The 19788-nt window shown below is 71.6% G+C and carries 17 protein-coding genes; 9 read left to right on the forward strand and 8 right to left on the reverse strand.

Annotated features, from left to right (window positions below; translation table 11 throughout):
• Positions 1-13 precede the first annotated feature (13 nt).
• Positions 14-1651 carry an APC family permease gene (locus ACFVKT_RS25550; RefSeq protein WP_385735281.1) on the reverse strand — a complete coding sequence of 546 codons (1638 nt, stop codon included), beginning with the start codon at positions 1649-1651 and terminating at the stop codon, positions 14-16.
• A 215-nt stretch (positions 1652-1866) separates the two neighbouring features.
• Entirely contained in the window at positions 1867-2778 is a 912-nt protein-coding gene (locus tag ACFVKT_RS25555; RefSeq protein WP_385735283.1) for a LysR family transcriptional regulator, read from the reverse strand.
• Between the two features lie 112 nt (positions 2779-2890).
• On the opposite strand from ACFVKT_RS25555, the gene ACFVKT_RS25560 reads away from it, so the two are divergent.
• Both ACFVKT_RS25560 and ACFVKT_RS25565 read left to right on the forward strand, forming a co-directional pair.
• On the forward strand, positions 2891-3718 hold the full coding sequence (locus ACFVKT_RS25560; protein WP_385735285.1) for an oxidoreductase: 828 nt from the start codon (positions 2891-2893) through the stop codon (positions 3716-3718).
• A gap of 324 nt (positions 3719-4042) precedes the next feature.
• A complete protein-coding gene (locus ACFVKT_RS25565) occupies positions 4043-4903 on the forward strand; it encodes a hypothetical protein (RefSeq protein WP_385735287.1) in 861 nt (286 codons plus the stop codon).
• Positions 4904-4994: 91 nt separating this feature from the next.
• Here ACFVKT_RS25565 and ACFVKT_RS25570 read toward each other — a convergent pair whose 3' ends face one another.
• Complete coding sequence (locus ACFVKT_RS25570) at positions 4995-5777, reverse strand: class I SAM-dependent methyltransferase (RefSeq protein WP_385735289.1); 783 nt, start codon at positions 5775-5777, stop codon at positions 4995-4997.
• 109 nt (positions 5778-5886) lie between these two features.
• Between ACFVKT_RS25570 and mmuM the strand changes: the two genes are divergently transcribed.
• The 3 genes from mmuM (at position 5887) to ACFVKT_RS25585 (ending at position 8907) form a co-directional block, all read left to right on the forward strand.
• Positions 5887-6810: a homocysteine S-methyltransferase gene (mmuM, locus tag ACFVKT_RS25575; RefSeq protein ID WP_385735291.1), complete on the forward strand. Its 924-nt coding sequence runs from the start codon at positions 5887-5889 to the stop codon at positions 6808-6810.
• A 235-nt stretch (positions 6811-7045) separates the two neighbouring features.
• Positions 7046-7330, forward strand: coding sequence for a hypothetical protein (locus tag ACFVKT_RS25580; protein ID WP_385735293.1), 285 nt, complete (start codon positions 7046-7048; stop codon positions 7328-7330).
• On the forward strand, positions 7327-8907 hold the full coding sequence (locus tag ACFVKT_RS25585; RefSeq protein ID WP_385735295.1) for an amidase: 1581 nt from the start codon (positions 7327-7329) through the stop codon (positions 8905-8907). Before ACFVKT_RS25580 ends, ACFVKT_RS25585 begins: the two co-directional genes overlap by 4 nt.
• Positions 8908-9622: 715 nt before the next feature.
• On the opposite strand, the gene ACFVKT_RS25590 is transcribed toward ACFVKT_RS25585, so the two are convergent.
• Together ACFVKT_RS25590 and ACFVKT_RS25595 are read right to left on the reverse strand one after the other, a co-directional pair.
• Positions 9623-11221 carry a carboxylesterase/lipase family protein gene (locus ACFVKT_RS25590; RefSeq protein WP_385735297.1) on the reverse strand — a complete coding sequence of 533 codons (1599 nt, stop codon included), beginning with the start codon at positions 11219-11221 and terminating at the stop codon, positions 9623-9625.
• Between the two features lie 261 nt (positions 11222-11482).
• Positions 11483-12094, reverse strand: coding sequence for a hypothetical protein (locus ACFVKT_RS25595; protein WP_385735299.1), 612 nt, complete (start codon positions 12092-12094; stop codon positions 11483-11485).
• Between the two features lie 112 nt (positions 12095-12206).
• On the opposite strand from ACFVKT_RS25595, the gene ACFVKT_RS25600 reads away from it, so the two are divergent.
• Positions 12207-12608, forward strand: coding sequence for a VOC family protein (locus tag ACFVKT_RS25600; RefSeq protein WP_385735301.1), 402 nt, complete (start codon positions 12207-12209; stop codon positions 12606-12608).
• Between the two features lie 28 nt (positions 12609-12636).
• On the opposite strand, the gene ACFVKT_RS25605 is transcribed toward ACFVKT_RS25600, so the two are convergent.
• The gene (locus ACFVKT_RS25605) at positions 12637-13323 is read right to left on the reverse strand and encodes a helix-turn-helix domain-containing protein (protein ID WP_385735303.1); all 687 of its coding nucleotides are present in this window, start codon (positions 13321-13323) and stop codon (positions 12637-12639) included.
• Positions 13324-13333: 10 nt separating this feature from the next.
• Entirely contained in the window at positions 13334-14269 is a 936-nt protein-coding gene (locus ACFVKT_RS25610) for an AraC family transcriptional regulator (protein WP_385735305.1), read from the reverse strand.
• Positions 14270-14349: 80 nt separating this feature from the next.
• On the opposite strand from ACFVKT_RS25610, the gene ACFVKT_RS25615 reads away from it, so the two are divergent.
• Complete coding sequence (locus ACFVKT_RS25615; RefSeq protein WP_385735307.1) at positions 14350-15198, forward strand: NAD(P)H-binding protein; 849 nt, start codon at positions 14350-14352, stop codon at positions 15196-15198.
• A gap of 35 nt (positions 15199-15233) precedes the next feature.
• Here ACFVKT_RS25615 and ACFVKT_RS25620 read toward each other — a convergent pair whose 3' ends face one another.
• Positions 15234-16403, reverse strand: coding sequence for a YihY/virulence factor BrkB family protein (locus tag ACFVKT_RS25620; RefSeq protein WP_385735309.1), 1170 nt, complete (start codon positions 16401-16403; stop codon positions 15234-15236).
• Positions 16404-16420: 17 nt separating this feature from the next.
• On the opposite strand from ACFVKT_RS25620, the gene ACFVKT_RS25625 reads away from it, so the two are divergent.
• Both ACFVKT_RS25625 and ACFVKT_RS25630 read left to right on the forward strand, forming a co-directional pair.
• The gene (locus ACFVKT_RS25625) at positions 16421-18055 is read left to right on the forward strand and encodes an acyl-CoA dehydrogenase family protein (RefSeq protein WP_385735311.1); all 1635 of its coding nucleotides are present in this window, start codon (positions 16421-16423) and stop codon (positions 18053-18055) included.
• Between the two features lie 345 nt (positions 18056-18400).
• Positions 18401-19699, forward strand: coding sequence for a GAF domain-containing protein (locus ACFVKT_RS25630; protein WP_385735313.1), 1299 nt, complete (start codon positions 18401-18403; stop codon positions 19697-19699).
• The last annotated feature ends 89 nt before the right edge of the window (positions 19700-19788 follow it).

Raw genomic sequence — 19788 nt, forward strand, 5'->3', positions numbered from 1 at the left:
GGCTCAGCGCGGCTCAGTGCGCGGGCGCCTCGGTGACCGCGACCTCGCCGATGCTCCGCTCGATCTCCTCGGCGCGCGGCGCGGTGGCCCGTGCCCAGTAGTAGATGGCCAGGGAGAAGGCGGCGATGAGCAGGACGTCCCACCACAGGCCGATGTGGCCCTCGCCGCCGAAGCCGCCCTGCCAGGAGATCAGGCCCATGCCGATCAGATAGGCGGGCAGCCACTGGGCGGCCCTGAAGTTCATCCTTGGCGCGTCGGGCAGGCCCTTCCGTGTGGCGTAGAGGGCGTAGCCGCCGAGCAGGACGTAGCCGAGGATGATCGCCACGCCCAGCCGCCAGAGGGTGTCCCAACGGGCCCAGTAGATGATGAGGTTGGCCACCACGAAGGACAGCGGGGAGAGCAGCTTGCCGCCGGGCAGCCGGTAGGGACGGTCGTGGTGCGGCAGCTTGTCGGTGAAGACGCCGTAGGCCAGCGGCGCACCCGCGTACATCAGGACGCTCGCCGAGGTGATGAAGCCGACGAGCTGCTGCCAGCTCGGGAACGGCAGGAAGCAGACCACGCCGGTCACGAAGGAGAGGATCAGACCGAACCACGGCACACCGCGGGCGTCGGTCTTCTCGAACACCTTCGGGGCGTAGCCGTTCCTGGACAGGCCGTAGGACAGACGTGAGGTCGCGGTGGTGTAGATCAGGCCGGTGCCGCCCGGGGAGACCACGGCGTCGAGGTACAGCACGACGCCCAGCCAGCCGAGGCCCACCAGCGTCGCCAGACCCGCCCAGGGGCCGCTGATGCCCGGGTAGTCGAGCCCGGCCCAGCCGTGCGCGAAGGAGGTGTGCGGCAGGGCGGCGATGTACACGACCTGGAGGAGGACGTAGATGACCGAGCCGATGGCGACCGAGCCGAGGGTCGCGCGTGGCAGGTCGCGCTTCGGGTTGCGGCTCTCCCCCGCGAGCTGGATCGCCTGCTCGAAGCCCAGCAGGGCGAAGATGATTCCGCTGCTGCTGATGGCGCTCAGTACGCCCTTGGCGCCGAACGGGGCGAAGCCTTCCGATGTGAAGTTGCCCGGGTGGAAGTTGGTGAGCGCGATGATGAAGATCGTGGCCAATGGGATGGCCACCTTCCACCAGGTGGCCGCGCTGTTGGTATGCGCGAGGATGCGTACGCCGAGGAAGTTGACCACGACGAACACGGCCATCAGAAAGACGGCGACGAAGAATCCGCTGGTTGTCAGAGTGCCGTCGGAGTGCTGGAACCCCTGCGCGAACTGCCAGTGCCCCGCGTAGCCGATCATGGCCTCGACCTCGATCGGCGCCACGGTCGCCGCCTGCAGCCAGGCGAACCAGCCGAAGGACATGCCGGCCAGGCCGCCGAACGCGTAGTGGGGGTAACGCGCGGTGCCCCCCGCCACCGGGAACATGCCTCCGAGCTCGGCGTGCACCAGCGCGAGCAGCACGATGGCGACCGCACCGATCAGCCAGGATATGACGGCCGCGGGCCCGGCCATCACTACGGCCTTCTGGGCGCCGTAGAGCCAGCCGGAGCCGATGATGGATCCGACCGAGGCCCACATGAGTCCGATCAGAGTGACATCCCGCCGCAGGCCGCTGGGGCCTCTCGTGGCCTTCGGAACAGCGCTGTCGACGGTCACCATTTCTCATGGACCTCTCATATATGAACAGACACGTTGAACAGACACCCTGAACAGGCACACTGAACAGATGCATTCAACGTACAAGAGGTCTTAGAGTAGGGATGAATTGCCTCCTCGGAGAAGGTCGTTGCATTACTCTTGACCGTTACGAGGGTTATTCCTGGAAAGCACTTCAGGATTTCTGTACGCGGGAATTCGGAATTGCCGCGCCGGGGTCAGGTGGTGCGGCGGCGCCCCGACGCCGAGCGAGCTGCCTCCACGTAGGCCCGCACCAGCGGACGCCGGTCCCCCGCGCGCCAGGCGAGAGCGAACCGGCTCGGCGAGATTCCGCGGACGGGGCGGGTGACGACACCGCCCCGGGTGAGCAGAGGAGCATTGCCCGCGGCGACCAGACAGACGCCGCGGCCGTCCACCAGCGCCTCGTACGTCTCGTCGGTGCTCGCACACTCCGCGCCGATCCGTGCCGGGCGCCCGGCACGGTCGTCCAGGGCGAGCCAGTAGTCGCGCAGCACACCGGCCGACTGGGGGATGGCGATGAACGGCTCGTCGAGGAGGTCGCGGAATTCGATCTCCCGCCGGGGCGCGAACGGGTGGGTGTCCGGCAGGGCGACATGGCGCGGCTCCTCGGCCACGACCACCCACTCGTAACGCTCCGCGTCCGACATCGGCAGCCACACGAACGCCGCGTCCGCCGAGCCGTCCGCCAGCCCGGCGCTGGAATCCTCCCAACTCACCTGCCGCAGCCGCACCTTGGCCGCCGGATGAACCTCGCTGAACCGGGACCTGATGGCCGGCAGCAGGCCACCACGCCCCGGGCTCGTGCTCATGCCGACAACGAGCGTGGCCCGCTGCTCGGTCTTGGCGTGCTCGACGATCTCGGCCGCCTCGTCCCAGTCGGCGAGGACCCGGCGCGCGTACGGCAGGAGGGCCGCGCCCACCGCGGTCAGGCGCACGCCCTGCCGGTCCCGCTCGAAGAGCTCCGCCCCCAACTGGCGCTCCAGCATGCGGATTTGCTTGCTCAGGGAAGGCTGGGAGACGAAGAGGCGCTCGGCGGCGCGGGTGAAGTGCAGGTCTTCGGCGACCGCGACGAAGTAGCGCAGGTCCCGACCGTGGACGTCCATGGCCATAACCATTGGCTATCACGACGGGTCTTGGACGGGCGAGCGGGTTTGCGGCGAGGCTCGACGCATCGAAGGCCCTGGCGGCTTCGAAAGCAGGTATTCCACAAGGGAGTTGGACATGAGCAAGGTATGGCTGATCACGGGTGCCAACAGCGGTTTCGGGCGGGCGTTCAGCGAGGCGGCCGTCGCCGCCGGGGATGTCGTGGTGGCCACGGCTCGCAGGCCCGAGGCGCTGGCCGACCTGGTGGCGGCCCACCCCGACCAGGTCGAGGCGCTCACCCTCGACGTCACGGACCCCGCGGGGATCACCTCCGTCGTGGCCGATGTGGTGGAGCGGCACGGCAGGATCGACGTACTGGTCAACAACGCGGGCCGGACCCACGTCGGCGCCGCCGAGGAGACCTCGGACGCCGAGCTGCGTGAGCTGTTCGAGCTGCACTTCTTCGGCCCGGCCGCACTGGTGCGGGCCGTGCTCCCGCATATGCGGGAGCGGCGCTCCGGGGCGATCGTGCAGCTCAGCAGCATGGGCGGACAGATGTCGTTCGCGGGGTTCTCGGCGTACAGCGGTACGAAGTTCGCCCTTGAGGGCTTCTCCGAGGCGCTGGCGGACGAGGTGGGTCCACTCGGTATCAAGGTGCTGGTCGTGGAGCCGGGCGCGTTCCGCACGGGGCTGTTCGGCAACGCGACCGCCAGCGAGGAGATCACCGACTACGCCGACACGGTCGGCGCCACCCGTCGGATGGTCGCCGGGTCCGACGGTTCCCAGCCCGGCGACCCGGCGAAGGCCGCGGCGGCCGTCCTGACCGCTCTCGCCGCCGAACCCACCCCGCTGCGGCTGCCCCTCGGCAGCGACGGGCTGGACGCGGTGGTCGCCCACCTCGACGCGCAGCGGGTGGAGATCGCCTCCTGGGAAAAAGTGGCCCGGGACACGGCGTTCGAGGTGTGAAGGCGACGGCGGAGGCGGAGGCGGAGGCGGAGGCGGAGGCGGAGGCTGCAGTACGGGAGTCCCCGGCCGACCGCCGGGGACTCGCGACCGGCCGACCCGACCCGACCGCCCGACCCGATCGACCCGACCGACCGATCGACCCGACCCGACCGCCCGACCCGATCGACCCGACCGACCGATCGACCCGACCGGCCGACCGCTCTACCCGACCCGCCCGACCCGACCGGCCCCTTTGATCTCAGCAACAACACAGACTACATACATGTATCTCACATGAATGGCTCGCACTCTGTAGTCAGGACCCTTATACAGAGGAGCGCCGTCATGAGCGATCACGAGCCGCGAAACCCCAACGAACCCGTCCCCACCGGCCCCGTCCCCACCAGCCCCGTTCCGAGCCCGCCGGCCGGGCCGCCGCCGGTACGGCCCGAGGAAGCCCGCCTGGCGAAGGCGCGGCGCGTGCTGGCATCCAAGAGGAGCGCATGGACCGTCGCCACCGCACTGGTGTGCGCGGTGGTCGGACTCTCCATCGCACTCGCCACGTCGCCCTCGGCGACCACGGCAGAGCCCGTCGGCTCCAGCAGCAGCGTCGCGAGCGCTCCCCCCGCCGGCGGTCCCGCCGCGGGCGGCGGAGGAACCAACGCCCGCTCCGGACCGGCCGAGGGCGGATCGCTCGGCATCGTCAGCAGCGTGACCTCGTCGGGCTTCACCCTGACGACGGCCACGGGCGAGAAGGCGACGATCAACGAGGCGTCGACGACGACGTACCTGAACGGGACGAGCTCGGCCACGGCGAGTGCCGTCACGACGGGCGCCAGCGTCCTCGTGCTCGGGACGACCGACGGCACGACCATCACGGCCTCACAGGTCACCGTCCAGCCGAACGGAGACGGCGGAGCCGCCGCTTCCACTGCCGCAGGGGTGGTCCCCTTCCAGCAGGGTGCGTCTTCGGAGGCGAAGCAGGACGGGCAGATCCCGTCGAACTACACCGAGGGCGAGGGGACGATCGTCAGTGGTACGACGGCGGACAAGGCGACCGAAGCCGCACTGGCCGCCTACCCGGGCGGCGTCGTCGACCGTGTGGTGCAGCTCAGCAACGGCGAGTACGAGGTCCATTACATCGGCGTCAACTGGCCGCACCACGTCTTCGTCGACCAGGACTTCAAGGTCGTCGGCGCCTTCTAGCCACCACGTCTCGGTCAGCCCATCTCGGTCACGTCGGCACGGTCACGTCGGCACGGTCTCCCCGTCGCGGTCACGTCGGCACGGCGGCCGCTCAGGCCGTGCGCCTTGCCGTGATGAGTTCGTGCAGGGTGCGCTTCGTGACACTGCCCCCGTTGCGGTTCTCGATGAGGTCACCGACGCAGTCAAGCAGGCCGGTCAGCGCGGTGGTGTCCAGGGCGCGGTGGTTGGAGAAGGTGCACAGGAGGTCGAGGTACTCGGGGGCCGAGTACGTGATCTCCTGGGCGAAGCGCCGGATCTCCACCGCGTCCAGGTGGTCGGACCGGTCCATCTCGCTGGTGTCGGGGATCAGCTCGGACTCGTCCGGCATGCGCAGGCCGGGCGGAGTGGTCGGGTCCCAGCGTTCATAGCAGCCTTGGACCAGATCGCAGAAGTCCTGGTCCCAGCTCCCGCCGGCCACGTGCTCGGTGGTGACGAGGGCGAAGGTGCCGCCCGGGGCGAGGGCGGCTGCCGCCTTGGGCACCCGGACCGCCGGGTCGATCCAGTGGAAGGCGGTCGCGCTGACCACCAGGTCGAAGGGTTCCTCCGGGAGCGGCCACTCCTCGAAGGCCGCGACCTCGACGCCGGCGTTCGGGAAGGGCCGCAGGTTGCGCCGGGTGACCGCCGCGACCGTTGGTCCCAGCTCCACGGCCGTGATCCGGCAGCCCAGCCGGGCCAGCGGGACGGTGAGCTGCCCGGTTCCGGGGCCGACCTCGAGGACGCGGCTTTCCGGGGTCAGGCCGGCGGTGGTGATCAACGCCTCGACCAGCGGGGGCGGGTAGGCGGGGCGGGCACGGTCGTAGAGTTCGGGATCCTCGTTGAACACATCTCGCAGCATGCTTCGAGGCTAGGCAGCGGCCCTCCGCACCGCATCCCATATTGTGGGCGAAATGTCCATCCGATGGACCTCCGGAGGCGTCGCCGTCCGCGTCGACTAGCGTCATGACATGACCAGCGACACCACCGGCACCCTCGCCGACGCCCTCACCACCGGCACGGTCGTCCTCGACGGCGGCATGTCCAACCAGCTCGAATCCGCCGGGCACGACCTGAGCGACGAGCTGTGGTCGGCGCGGCTGCTCGCGGAGCGGCCCGAGGCGATCGTCGAGGCACATCTGGCCTACTTCGAGGCGGGCGCCGACGTGGCGATCACGTCCAGCTATCAGGCCACCTTCGAGGGCTTCGCCAAGCGCGGGATCCCGCGTGAACGAGCAGCCGAACTCCTCGGCCTCAGCGTCGAGTTGGCGCGCGAGGCCGCCCGTCGCGCGCACGCGAAGGGCGTCACCCGGCCGCTGTGGGTGGCCGCGTCGGTCGGGCCGTACGGGGCGATGCTCGCGGACGGCTCGGAGTACCGGGGGCGGTACGGGCTGAGCGTCGCGGAGCTGGAGCGATTCCACCGGCCGCGCCTGGAGGTGCTGGCCGCCGCCGCGCCCGACGTACTGGCGCTGGAGACCGTGCCGGACACGGACGAGGCGAGGGCACTGCTGCGGGCGGTGCGCGGGCTCGGCGTACCGGCGTGGCTGTCCTACAGCGTCGACGGCGACCGGACGCGGGCCGGGCAGCCCCTGGAGGAGGCCTTCGCCCTGGCCGCCGACGCCGACGAGGTCATCGCGGTCGGCGTGAACTGCTGCGTCCCGGAGGATGTGGACGCGGCGGTCGAGACGGCCGCGCGGGTGACCGGGAAGCCGGTCGTCGTCTATCCCAACAGTGGCGAGGAGTGGGACGCGCAGGCGCGGGCGTGGAGTGGCCGGTCCACGTTCACCGCCGAGCAGGTGGACGGGTGGCGGCGGGGCGGGGCGCGGCTGATCGGGGGGTGCTGCCGGGTGGGGCCCGGAGCGATCAGCGGGATCCACAAGGCGCTGGGGCGCTGAGGGGGTGCTCAAGGACTGAGGGCCGCCGAGCCGCTGAGGGGGTGCTCAAGGACCTGAGGGACGCCGGGCCGCTGAAGGAGCTGACGGGGTGCTGAGGGGCCCCGGTGAGCTGAGGGGGCGCTGAGGTTGGCGTAACTCCTGTGAAGCACGGGCTCAATGGGGACTTCACGGGCGGGTGATGAAGTCCGTGTACTCGTCAGCGATTCCGAGCGGACCACGGACCACGGAGACACCTTTGAGCGAGCCCACCGCCGAACAACTGGACGCCTACGTACGGACCCGCCTCGCGCTGGCGGGTTTCGATCTCTCCCTGCTGCCCGAGGTGTTCGACGCCGACACGGGGGTGCCCACGCAGGCGCAGGCACTCGCTTCACTGAAGTCGTTCGTGGCGTCCACGCCGGGCGCGATATCAGGGTGGACACCGCCGGCGGACAGCCCCGCGTACGCGCAGCAGGCCTCGCCACCCCTCATCTACCCGTCCATCACCGAGGCCTGGACCGGTAAGGCGGGCGACCGATGAGCCGTGCCCTCAACAGACGTGTCTTCCTGGCGAGTTCGGCGGCGGCGGCGAGCGGGCTCGCCCTCCAGAGCGCCACTCCCGCGAGCGCAACTCCCGTCAGCGCGGCCACCAGCGCTCCCCGGGTCCCCGACATCGACGTACGCAAGGCCGCCCAGCAGGACCCCACCGAGGCGACCCTCACCGAGGCCGTCGTCCTCATGCGGCGCGGAAAGCTGACGTCGGAGACGCTGACCGAGGCCTACCTGGAGCGGATCCAGCGGTACGACTCCACGTACCAGGCCTACGCCGAGGTGACCGGCGACGCGGCGCTCGCGGCGGCCCGGAAGGCGGACCGGGGACGGAGCGGGACGGGCGGTGTGCTGCGCGGGATCCCGCTGTGCATCAAGGACAACTACTTCACCAAGGGCGTGCCGACCCGCTGCAACTCGTACATCTTCGCGGACTTCGTGCCGGACGAGGACGCCACGGCGGTGGCCCGGCTGAAGGCGGCCGGCGGAATCGTCCTGGGCAAGGGGCAGATGGGGCCACTCGCCACGACACGGGCGACGCTGCCGAACGGGACGGTGACGACGGTCAACGCCTGGACGCCCGGGAACCCGGGCGTCGACCCGGGCGGCTCCTCGACCGGGCCCGCCTGCTCGGTGGCGGGGCGCCTGGCGTCCTCGTCGATCGGCACGCAGACCGGCGGCTCGATCGTGCTGCCGTCCAACCAGCAGAACCTGACCGGCCTGAAGCCCACCATGGGGCGGGTGTCCATCCACGGCATCATTCCGCTCTCCTTCACCCGCGACCACTCCGGGCCGCTCGCGCGCGACGCCATGGACGCGGCGCTGATGCTCCAGGTCATGGCCGGTCCGGACGCTCAGGATCCGCGCACGCTGGGGCTGCCGGACGTACCCGATCTGATCCGGTCCGCGACGCCCGTCGTCTCGCGCGGCGGTGCGGTACGGGTTCGGCATGCCACCCGGATCGGGGTGCCGGGCGACTTCCTGAACGCGCAGAAGACACTGCGCGGGGCGTTCCTCGACAAGCTCGACTCCATCTCGGGTGTCACGCTCGTCGACATCACGTACCCCGCCGACTGGGACCTGCTGACCGGCACCTTCAACGCGGCCCGGCTCGCCGAGCGCAGCGAGCCGTTCCGGCACTGGCTGCGTGCGGACCCGGCCAAGTTCGGTGTCTCGCTGCTGAGTTGGCTCCAGGGGCTGATGCTCTCGGGCGACGAGTGGATCACCGCTCAGCGCGCCAAGAACCATCTGCTGCGCGAGGTTCTCGACGGGCTCATGGACCGCTGCGATGTGCTCCTGCAGACCGGCCCCGTGCCCTTCGACATCCTGGGGCTGCCCGAAATCGGCTTCCCCATCGGCTTCGACACGGCCGGCGTGCCCGTCGGCGCGATCCTCGGCGGGCAACCGTACGAGGAGGACCGGCTGTTGGAGGTGGCCGCCGCATACCAGGCGGTCACCGACTGGCATACGCGGCGCCCGGCCGACCCGACGACCGCCTCGGCCCTCCTGAAGGCCGCGACCGCCCGGCCGCAGCTCTCGGCCGAGGAGGCGGCGGCGGCTTCCGCGTGACGTTGCCCGGCGGGGGCGGAGAGCCGGGGGCGGCGGGCCCCGGCTGGGGGCGGAGGGCCAAGGCCGATGGGGTCGGAGGGCCAAGGCCTGCGGGCCCGACAGAGGCGAAGGGTCAAGGCTGACGGCCCGGCGGGAAGGGGGAGTCATGGCCGCCGGCCCGGGCGGGAGAGCCGAGTCATGGCCTCCGGGTCCCGGCGGGAGGACGGAGTCGTGGGCTCCGGGCCCTGACGGAGACGGAGGGTCAAGGGCGACGGCGGGAGGACGGAGTCGTGGGCTCCGGGCCCTGACGGAGACGGAGGGTCAAGGGCGACGGCGGGAGGTCGGAGTCATTGCCTCCGGGTCCCGACGGGCGCGGAGGGGCAAGGGCGACGGCCCGCGCGGGCGGCCCGAGTCACAGCCGCCGGCCCGGGCGACAGGGCCAAGACATGGCCGGCGGGCCCCGACGGGCGCGGAGGGTCAAGGGCGACGGCCCGCACGGGCGGGAAGAGTCACTGTCCCCGGCCCGAGCGGCAGAGCCAAGACACGGCCGACGGGCCCCGACAGGCGCGGAGGGTCAAGGGCGACGGCCCGCACGGGCGGGAAGAGTCACAGTCCCCGGCCCGAGCGGCAGAGCCAAGACACGGCCGGCGGGCCCCGACGGGCGCATGAGGGCCAAGGGCGACGGCCCGCGCGGGCGGGAAGAGTCACGGCCGACAGACGGGGCGGCAGGGCCGCGTCATGGCCGGCGGGCGCTGCCGGAGCGGCGTAGGCGGCGTACGGCCGACAGGGGCGCGATGCCCCGCACGGCCGGACCGCCGGGAAGGCGGGATGCCGGTGTGGCTTCCGGGGCGCTGGGGAGCCGGTTCAAGTCGGCGTCCCACAGGGCGAGTTCGCGGTCGCGTGGTCCGTGCACGGTGTGTGGCTCCGCGGAGCCGAAGACGCGGACCGGATGCGAGGTGTCCCAGGCTGCCCAGCCGGGGTCGCCCTCGACCGCGAACCGCACCCATGCCGCGTGCATCTGGTCGGCGAGCTCCTGAGGCGCGCCCTCGCCCGCGAGCTGCACCGACTCCGGTACGTCGGCGCTGTCGAAGACGAAACCCAGCTCCAGGGCATGGCAGGCACCGAGGTCCGGAACGTTCGAGGGCCAGGTGAACTCGTATACGTACGAAGGCGATTGGAGGGGTCGGGCGTCGGCGAGGCGGTGCAGCGGGACCCTTAGCAGGTGGTCGGTGACCATCTGGCCGACCAGTTCGGCGGTGCCCGCGTCCGGGTGGATCGCACGGTAGCCGCGGGGCACTTCGTGGCCGCAGTGGCAGCGGGCCATGGCGCCGGCCAGGGCAACCGGGCCGAGCCGGTCGACGCGCTCCAGGAGGCCGCCGGGTACCAGCCACAGCCGGTACTCCTCGCTGGTCCAGCCGAGGAGCAGGTCGACACCCGGCGCGGCTCCGCCGTCGACCAGCGCATCCAGCGGGTCGCGTGGCACGAGGTCGCCGTCGACGACGATGCCGAAGGCGGGCCCGCCGAGGACCGGGCTGCTGAGTCGGCCCACGTCGGCCTGGGTGCGCAGCAGCAGGGCGCGGTCGACGGCGGCGAAGGCCTGCGCCGTCGCCGGGATCTTCAGCCGGGTGGCCATTCTGCGCACCATCCGGCGTACCTTGTCGCGGTCGCTCGCCTCGGGTGCCCCGCTCTGCAGGACGGCCCGATGGAACAGGCCCGCGGCGCGCGGGCTGGCCAGCAGCGCGCCGATACTGATCGCTCCGGCCGACTCCCCGAAGACGGTCACCCGGTCGGGGTCGCCACCGAACTCCGCGATCGAGTCGCGTACCCACTCCAGGGCGGCGATCTGGTCGCGCAGCCCGGCGTTGGCGGGGGCGTCCGGGAAGAGGCCGTAACCCTCCACGCCCAGGCGGTAGTTGATGGAGACGAGGACGACTCCGTCGCGGGCGAAGGTGCGTCCGTCGTAGACCGGCACGGCCGAGGAGCCCCGGGTCAGTGCCCCGCCGTGGATCCACACCATGACGGGGAGCCGGGCTCCGGTACCCGGCTCCGGTGTCCACACGTTCAGGTTGAGGCAGTCGTCGCCGGGCACGACGGGGTCGGCGAGGAGCTTCGCGAACGCCTCGGAGTACGGGGGCTGCGGTGGCGTCGGGCCGAAGGCTGCCGCGTCGCGTACGCCGTCCCAGGGCTCGGGGGGTACCGGGGGGCGGAAGCGGTGGGGGCCGAACGGTGGGGCCGCGTAGGGGATGCCGCGGAAGACGGCGATGCCGTGTTCGTATCTGCCGCGTATCGCTCCGTGCGGGGTGCTGACCACGGGGTCCGCCGCGTCCACTGTCATCCGACCACCAGCTCCTCTCCGGCGCCTGAACCGCTCAGATCACGGCACCACATCATCTCCCGCGCCGATATCGGGTGCATTTCAGACGGCTTCTTCGCCCCCTCCGCCCCTGCCCGTCCCTTGCTCCTGGGGGCTGCCGCCCCCAGACCCCCGCCATCGCGCTGAACGCGCTCGTCCTCAAACGCCGGACGGGCTGAACCCCGCCCAGAGGGGTCTGGGGCGGAGGGGGCGAAAACCCCACCCCCAGCCCTGCCCCCGCCCTCAACCCGTCGTCCCCACCTCATTGTTGGGCGCCCCGTCCCCCACCGGCGGAAGATCCCCGCGCTCCACCGGCGCGGTAGCCGTCGGGGCGGGGGTCGGGAAGAGGGCGGCCAGTTCGACGTTCCCGGGGCGGTGGGCTGCCGTGGCCGCGTCGCGGAGGACGGCTCGGGTGACCGAGACCGCGTCCGCGCTCACCCGGACGACGACGTCCCCGTCCTCGGGCAGCAGGTACTCGTGCTGCCCGCTCCCCGCCCGGTACCAGCCACCCCCGTCCCGCTCACACCCCGCACAGCTCTCCGCCGTCACCGTCCCCCGGTCCACGTAAAGCTGAATCTGACCGCCGGTCTTCTCGGACCAGTAAGCGCTGGAGAAGCCGTCACCGCCGTACACCCCCACCGACTGCTGGGCCAGGGTGAAGCCCGGCGCCTCCGTGACGTATACGAGTTCCGGTGCTATCTGCAACGCCCGGGCACGGGCGTCGAGTTCGGCGCGGTCGGGCCCGGCGGGCGGCGGGTCGAGCGTCCCGGCCCCCGCCTTCTCCGTACCGCAGCCGGCGAGCAGAGCGGGAAGCAGTAACGCCGCCGGAAGCAGCACACGCATGGTTCGGATCATGCGGCCATCCTGCCGTATTCGCACAGGTGTTTCATATAGAAACCCGGGGCCGGAGGCCGGGGTGTCCGATTCCTTCAAGACCCACACTCCCCACCCCGCCTACCGTGACCGCATGACTCCACGATTCGACCTGATCGGCATCGCCGTCTCCGACATGGCCGCCTCCCTCGCCTTCTACCGCCGCCTCGGGCTCAGCTTCCCCGAAGGCTCCGAGGCCCAGCCGCACGTCGAGACCGAACTTCCCGGCGGGCTGCGGCTCGCCCTCGACACCGACGAGGTGATCCGGTCCTTCCACGCCGGGTACCGGCCTGCGGGCACCGGCGGCCGGGTCTCGCTCGCCTTCCTCTGCGACAGTCCGGCGGAGGTCGACTCCGTGTACGACGACCTGGTCGGCGCCGGCCACCACGGCGAGCTCAAGCCCTGGGACGCCGTCTGGGGCATGCGGTACGCGGTCGTACAGGACCCGGACGGCAACGGCGTCGACCTCTTCGCGCGGCTGCCGGAAGCCGGATAGCGGTGGAGCCCTGCAAGGGCCGCCGACGCTACCCCCGCCCGACCAGCTCCCCCAGCGGCGCCCCCGCCAACTCCCGTACATCCCGCGCCAGATGGGCCTGATCCGCGAACCCCGCCCGAACCGCCGTCTCCGCGAAGGGCACCCCGTCCCGCGCGAGGGCCAACGCCCGTTGCAGCCGCAGCACGCGAGCCAGCGTCTTGGGCCCGTACCCGAAAGCGGCGAGCGAGCGGCGGTGCAACTGGCGCGCTCCCAGGCCGAGTTCGTCAGCTACGACGGCCACCGGGCGGCCCGCGTCCAGGCCCGACACGACCTCCCTGAGCAGCGGGTCGGAGGGCTCCGCGTCGGCCGCCCGCTCCAGCGCCACCTCTTCGAGCACGCTCACCGGGTCGGCGGCCGAGTCCACCCGCGCGGTGAGTCGTCGTACCTCCGAGGCGGGCCAGATGTCCGCCAACTCCACGCGCTGATCGCGGAGTTCATGGGCCGGTACACCGAGGAACGCGGGCGCGGTGCCGGGGTAGAAGCGGACGCCCGCCCAGCACCCCGGCACGCCCTCCGGGACGTACGCGCGTGTGTCCGGACCGGCGACCAGCAGCCGCCCCTGCGTCCACAGCAGGTCCATGCACCCGTCGGGCAGCACGGGCCGCGCGCCGGGTGTGGACGGGGTGTTCGTCCAGACCACGGCGCCGGAAAGCCGGGACGCCCGCTCCGCGTACACGTACGACACGCTACGCCGCTCGTGAACGGTGCTCCTGCGGGCTGACCCCGTACACCCGCTTGAAGGCGCTGGAGAGTGCGAACGCGCTGCCGTAGCCGACCTGGCGGGCGATCGCGCCGATGGTGTCCTCGGTGTCGCGCAGCCGGTCGGCGGCGAGGGCGAGGCGCCAGCCCGTCAGGTAGGTCATGGGGGGCTCGCCGACGAGTTCGCTGAAGCGGCGGGCGAGCGCGGCGCGGGAGACGCCGGCCTTGGCGGCGAGGGTCGCGACCGTCCAGGGGTGGGCCGGGTCGTCCTGGACCAGCCGCAGGACGCGGCCCACCACGGGGTCCGCGAGAGCCTGGTACCAGGCGGGCGCCTCGGCCTCGGGGCGGGAGAACCAGGCCCGTAGCGCGGCGATGACCAGCAGGTCGAGCAGCCGGTCGAGGACGACCTCCTGGCCGGGTTCGTCGCGGACGATCTCCTCGGCGAGGATGTCGGTGAGCGCGCAGTCCCACACATCGGCGGTGAGCGTGAGGAGCGGCGGCAGGGCGTCGAGCAGCCTGCCGCTGATCTCGCCCTGCATCATGTACGTCCCGATCAGCATCACCGCGGACCCGTCGAGCCGGTCGCCCCAGCTGCGGACACCGAGGTCCCAGTGGCCCTTCATGGAACGCCCGTCGGGGTAGCTGCACTCGCCGCCCGGCAGGATCACGGCCTGCGGGACCGTTCCCGGGGCGTCGGCCACGGTGTACGGGTCCGGGCCGCGCGCTATCGCAATGTCGCCGGCGCTCAGCCGCACCCGCTCTCCGCCGTCCGCCGTGATCCACGCGTCACCGCGGACGAGCAGCATGATCGTCAGAGGGGCGCGGTCCTCCACGCGGATGCCCCAGGGCGGGTCGAAACACGCACGGATCATGAAGGCGCCACGGGCGCGTGGACCCTCCAACAGGCCTGCGAGTGCGTCCATGGGGCCAGCGTAGACGCGCACATATGGGAATGAGCGGTTCAGCGATGGTTCCTTGCGGCGCACCGAAGTTCACTGCCTGTATGACGGAAAACACGGCAGGTACGAAGGACATGACGGTACTGGTGACCGGCGCCACCGGGCGCACGGGCAGCCGGGTCGCGGAGGCCGCGCGGACGGCCGGGCTCACGGTGCGGGCGGGATCCCGCTCTCAGGGCACCCGCTTCGACTGGGCGGACCGCTCGACATGGGCGGAGGCCCTGCGCGGCGCCGACGCGGCCTATCTCGCCTATCCCACGGACGTCGGCACCCCGGAGGCGACCGAGGCGGTGGGCGCCCTCGCACGCGAGGCGGTCGGGCTCGGCGTACGGCGGCTCGTGCTGCTGTCGGCGCGCGGTGAGGAGCGGGCGCAGGCGACGGAAGAGGCGCTGAGGACGTCCGGCGCGGACTGGACGGTCGTACGGGCGGCCTGGTTCGCGCAGAACTTCAGTGAGGGTCCGCTGGTGGAGGGGCTGGTCCACGGGGAACTGGTGTTCCCGGCCGGTGAGGTGCAGGAGCCCTTCATCGATGTGCGGGACATCGCGGACGTCGTGGTGGCCGCGCTGACCTCGGGCGACCGGTACGTGGGGCAGGAGATCACCGTCTCCGGAGCCCGGCTGCTGACCTTCCGCGAGGCGGTCGCGGAGATCTCGGCGGCGACGGGCAGCGAGCTGACGTACGTCCCGGTGACGGCTCGGCAGTACGGCGACACGCTGACCGGGTTCGGGGTGCCGCCACAGGAGGCCGACCTCCTCGTCGAGGTCTTCGAGGGCCTCCTGGACGGCCGCAACGCCCATCTCTCGGACGGCGTCCAGCGGGTCCTGGGGCGCGAGCCGCGGGACTTCTCGGAATTCGTCCGGGAGGCCGCGGCGGCCGGAACCTGGAAGGCCTGAGCCTCTCCGGTGGTCCCTGACGCCTTCCGGTGGCGTCACTCCCCCGGCGGCACCTCCCCGTTCTTGTGCTGCGGGCGATGCGTGTTTTTCACATGCGCCCGCAGCCGGGAGGTCACGTCCTCCGGCGGCAGGAAGCGGGACCAGCGCTCCGGGAACTCGGAGGGCATGTCCGGGTCGTCGGAGTCGTCGAACTCGGCGTCGTACGAGCGGGACGCGGCGACACGGGCGACGTACTCGGCGACCTGGGCCTCGCGCAGGCGTTCGTTGTTGGCACGGGCCGCTGCCGTGGCGGCGGCCGGCCAGACGCGGTCGATGGCGGCGTTGACGGCGGCGCCGACCAGGACCGCGAACGCGGAAACCCCGATCCACAGGAGGACCGCGACGGGCGCGGCGAGCGAGCCGTAGATCGTGGGGCCCTCGACCGTGTTGGTCAGATACACACGGAGCAGGAGGCTGCCGATGACCCACATGGCGAGGGCCACCAGGGCGCCCGGCACGTCCTCGACCCACGGCGAGCGCACCGGCACCGACACGTGGTACAGCGTCGTCAGGAAGACGATCCCGAGGATGATCACGACGGGCCAGTACAGGATCTGCACGACCGTCTCCGACCACGGCACGATGTTCACCACCGCGTCCGGGCCCGCCACCATCAACGGCAGCGCGACCGAGCCGATCAGCAGAGCCACGACGAAGAGCAGGAACGACACGATGCGGGTCTTCACGATCCCGCGGGTCCCGTCGAGGCCGTACATCACGGTGATGGTGTCGATGAAGACGTTCACCGCGCGCGAGCCCGACCACAGGGCGAACAGAAAGCCGAGGGAGATGATGTCGGGGCGGCCGCCCTTCGTCACGTCGTGCAGGATCGGCTCGGCGATGTCGTGCACACCCTTGTCGGACAGGATCGTGCGAGCCGCCTCCAGGATGTTGTTCTCCAGGCTGGCGATCGTGTCGGCGCCGGTCCAGTCGTCCACGTAGCCGAGCAGACCGATCATGCTCAGCAGAAGTGGCGGCACGGAGAGGAGGGTGAAGAACGCCGCCTCCGCTGCCAGACCCAGGATCCGGTACTCCATGCACGAGTTGACGGTGTCCTTGAGCAGCAGCCAGGCGGTCCTGCGCTTCGACACGTTCCTGTACAGCGCCTTCGCGCGGTGAAGACGACCCGAGGGAGGCCGTTCAGGTGTTTCTTTTGCCTGGTGCACGTCCTTACCGTATCCGTATGTCAGCCACCACCCACACCGTGACCAACCAGCCTCCGCCCCTGGTCGGATATGACGTCTTTGCCGCCGACCGGGCCCTCGCGGAGGCGGTCGAACGGCACCTCGATCCACCGCTCCTCGACGAGGCGCGCGGCGAGTTGTCGGCCCTCGGACACGCCGCAGGCTCCGCCCAGGTACAGGAGTGGGGCGTACTGGCCAACGAGAACCCGCCCAAGCTGCGCACCCACGACCGCTACGGCAACCGGATCGACGAGGTCGAGTTCCATCCGTCCTGGCACCGGCTCCTAGGCAAGGGGGTGTCGGCCGGGCTGACGGCCGCCTGGTCGCGGCCCGGCGGCCATGTGCGGCGCGCGGCCGGTTTCATGGTCTGGACGCAGGTCGAGGCCGGCAACGGCTGCCCGCTGTCCATGACCCACGCGGCGGTGCCCGCGCTGCGCACCGACCCGGCGCTCGCCGCCGAGTGGGAGCCACGACTGACCTCCACCGTCTACGACCAGGAGCTGGTCCCCGCCGGCCGGAAGCCCGGCGCGCTCTTCGGGATGGGCATGACGGAGAAACAGGGCGGCAGCGACGTACGCGCCAATACGACGGCTGCGCGACCGCTCGCCGAGGACGGGACGTACGAGCTGACCGGCCACAAGTGGTTCTGCTCGGCGCCGATGTCGGACGGTTTCCTGGTGCTGGCGCAGGCTCCGGGCGGGCTCACCTGCTTTCTCGTCCCCCGCGTCCTGGCGGACGGCACGCGCAACGTCTTCCGCATCCAGCGCCTCAAGGACAAGCTCGGCAACCGGTCGAACGCGTCGAGCGAGGTCGAGTTCGACGGGACCTGGGCGCGCCGGGTCGGGGAGGAGGGCCGCGGGGTGCGCACCATCATCGAGATGGTCGCGGCGACCCGCCTGGACTGCGTTCTCGGTTCGGCCGCGCTGATGCGGCAGGCCGTCGCGCAGGCCGTGCACCACTGCACCTACCGCGAGGCGTTCGGCGGCAAGCTCGTCGACAAGCCGCTGATGAGGAACGTACTCGCGGATCTGGCGCTGGAGTCCGAGGCCGCGACAACGCTCGCGCTGCGCCTTGCCGCCGCCTACGACGACGGGAGCGAGCAGGAGCGGGCGTTCCTGCGGCTCGCGGTGCCGGCCGCCAAGTACTGGGTGACCAAGCGGTGTACACCGGTCGCGGTCGAGGCCCTCGAATGCCTGGGCGGCAACGGGTACGTCGAGGAGTCCGGTATGCCGAGGCTGTTGCGCGAGTCGCCGCTCAACTCGGTGTGGGAGGGCGCGGGCAACGTCCAGGCACTGGACGTACTGCGCGCGCTCCAGCGGGAGCCGGGCGCACTGGACGCGTATCTGCGCGAGGTGGGGCGGGCGCGCGGCGCCGACCACCGGCTGGACGGGGCGATCAAGAACCTGCTGACCGAACTCGCCGACCTGGAGGGCATCGAGGGCCGCGCGCGGCGGCTGGCCGAGCGGGTCGCGTTGGTGCTCCAGGGGGCGCTGCTCGTCCAGCACGCGCCCCCCGAGGTCGCCGACGCGTTCTGCGGCTCACGTCTGGGCGGCGACTGGGGCTCGGCCTTCGGCACGCTGCCGCACAGTCTGGATCTGGCCACGGTGGTGGAGCGGGCACGGCCGGTCTCGTGATCGCCTTGCCGGGAGCCGGTGTTCCGCCCGCCGACCGGCGGCCGGTGTCCTGATCGCCTGGTCAGCGGCTGCCCGTCGGCTGGCACGGGGGTGGTGCTGCGCCGACACGGCACCACCCCCGCTTTCAGGCTCCGTCGACGGAGCACTGGCGCCGCACGGGCGACGCCAGTGTCATTTTCAAGGGAACTTGTGACCGTTGGCGAGAGTTGCAGACCGTTGCATTCCATCTGTGCGCCTTGCGCGAACCCCCGGCGTCGGCGGCCGGGAGCAGGCACGATGTGGGATGACGGCGGCGTCATACCTTGTATGCGGTTTGTACGCGGTACCGGTTTCGGGAGAGCCCAAGTGAAGTCCACATCGTTCGACCCGGCATCGTTCAACCTCGCCCGGTTCGCCCCGCTGGACGCGTCCGAAACGGCACGGCGCCTCCAGGAGACCTGGGCCGCGACAGTCAGAGGTGAACGGTCCACGATCGCGCCCCGTCCCGTCATCGGACAGTCCTGGCAACGGGTGAAACGATTCGGCGTCAATCCCGAACAGGGCACGGACAGCGTCCTGTTGCAGACGGACGAGATCGAGCACCGGCGCACCTCGACCGCGCTCGCCGAAGTGATGCCGGTCCTCAGCGGCGGTCTCGGCTCGGTCGCCGACGCCTCCCTGCAGATCATGGTGGTCACGGACCCGGAGGGCCGGGTGCTGTGGCGCGAGGGCAACGCCGGTGTACTGCGCCGGGCCGACACCATCTGCCTGGAGGAGGGCGCCGCCTGGAGCGAGGACACGACGGGCACCAACGCGATCGGCACCGCGCTGACCGCCAGGGCCGCCGTCCAGGTGCACTCGGCCGAGCACTTCCTGCGCACCCTGCACAACTGGACCTGCGCCGCCGCTCCGGTGCACGACCCGCGGGACGGGCAACTGCTGGGCATCGTCGATGTGAGCGGACCGCAGAGCACGTTCCATCCGGCCACCCTCGCCCTGGTCGACTCGGTGACCCGGCTGGCCGAAAGCGAACTGCGCGGCCGGCATCTGGCGTCCATCGAACGGCTGCGCTCGGTGGCCGCGCCCGTCCTGTGCCGGCTGGACGGCAAGGCGCTGGTCGTCGACACCCACGGCTGGCTCGCGGCCGTCACGGGGATGCCTCCGGTCGACCGGGTGGGGCTGCCCAACTCCTTCGGCGCGGGCCGGTACTGGCTGCCCTCCCTCGGGACCTGCCTCGTGGAGCCGCTGCCCGGCGGCTGGCTGCTCCGGGTCGCCGAGACCGACACCTCCGGGTGCGCGAGCCGTGTGGTCCTCGACCTCAGCGACCTGCGGCGGCCCTGCGTCACCGTCGCGGGAGCGGCGGGCAGTTGGGCCCAGGACCTGAGTCCACGTCATGCGGAGCTGCTGTACGTACTGGCCGTGCACCGCCAGGGGCGCAGCGCCGCCGAGCTCGCCCTCGACCTCTTCGGCGACCCGACCCGGACGGTCACCGTCCGTGCCGAACTCTCCCGGCTCCGCCGCCGCCTCACGGGCCTCCTCGACCACCGCCCCTACCGCTTCCGCGAGGAGGTGGAGGTCGAGGTCGTCCTCCCCGACGACCCGACCGGCCTGCTGCCGCATTCGACGGCACCGGCGGTGGTGGAGACGCGGGTTGTTGAGGGGTGAATGCCGGGCGGGGGTGCTGGCGGGGATGCCGGGCGGGGGGTGCCAGCGGGGGTGGCGGGTGGGGGCGAACCGGGGTAGCGGGTGGGGCG

The organism is Streptomyces sp. NPDC127595 (assembly GCF_042671685.1).
In the GTDB taxonomy this organism is placed as follows: Bacteria; Actinomycetota; Actinomycetes; order Streptomycetales; family Streptomycetaceae; genus Streptomyces.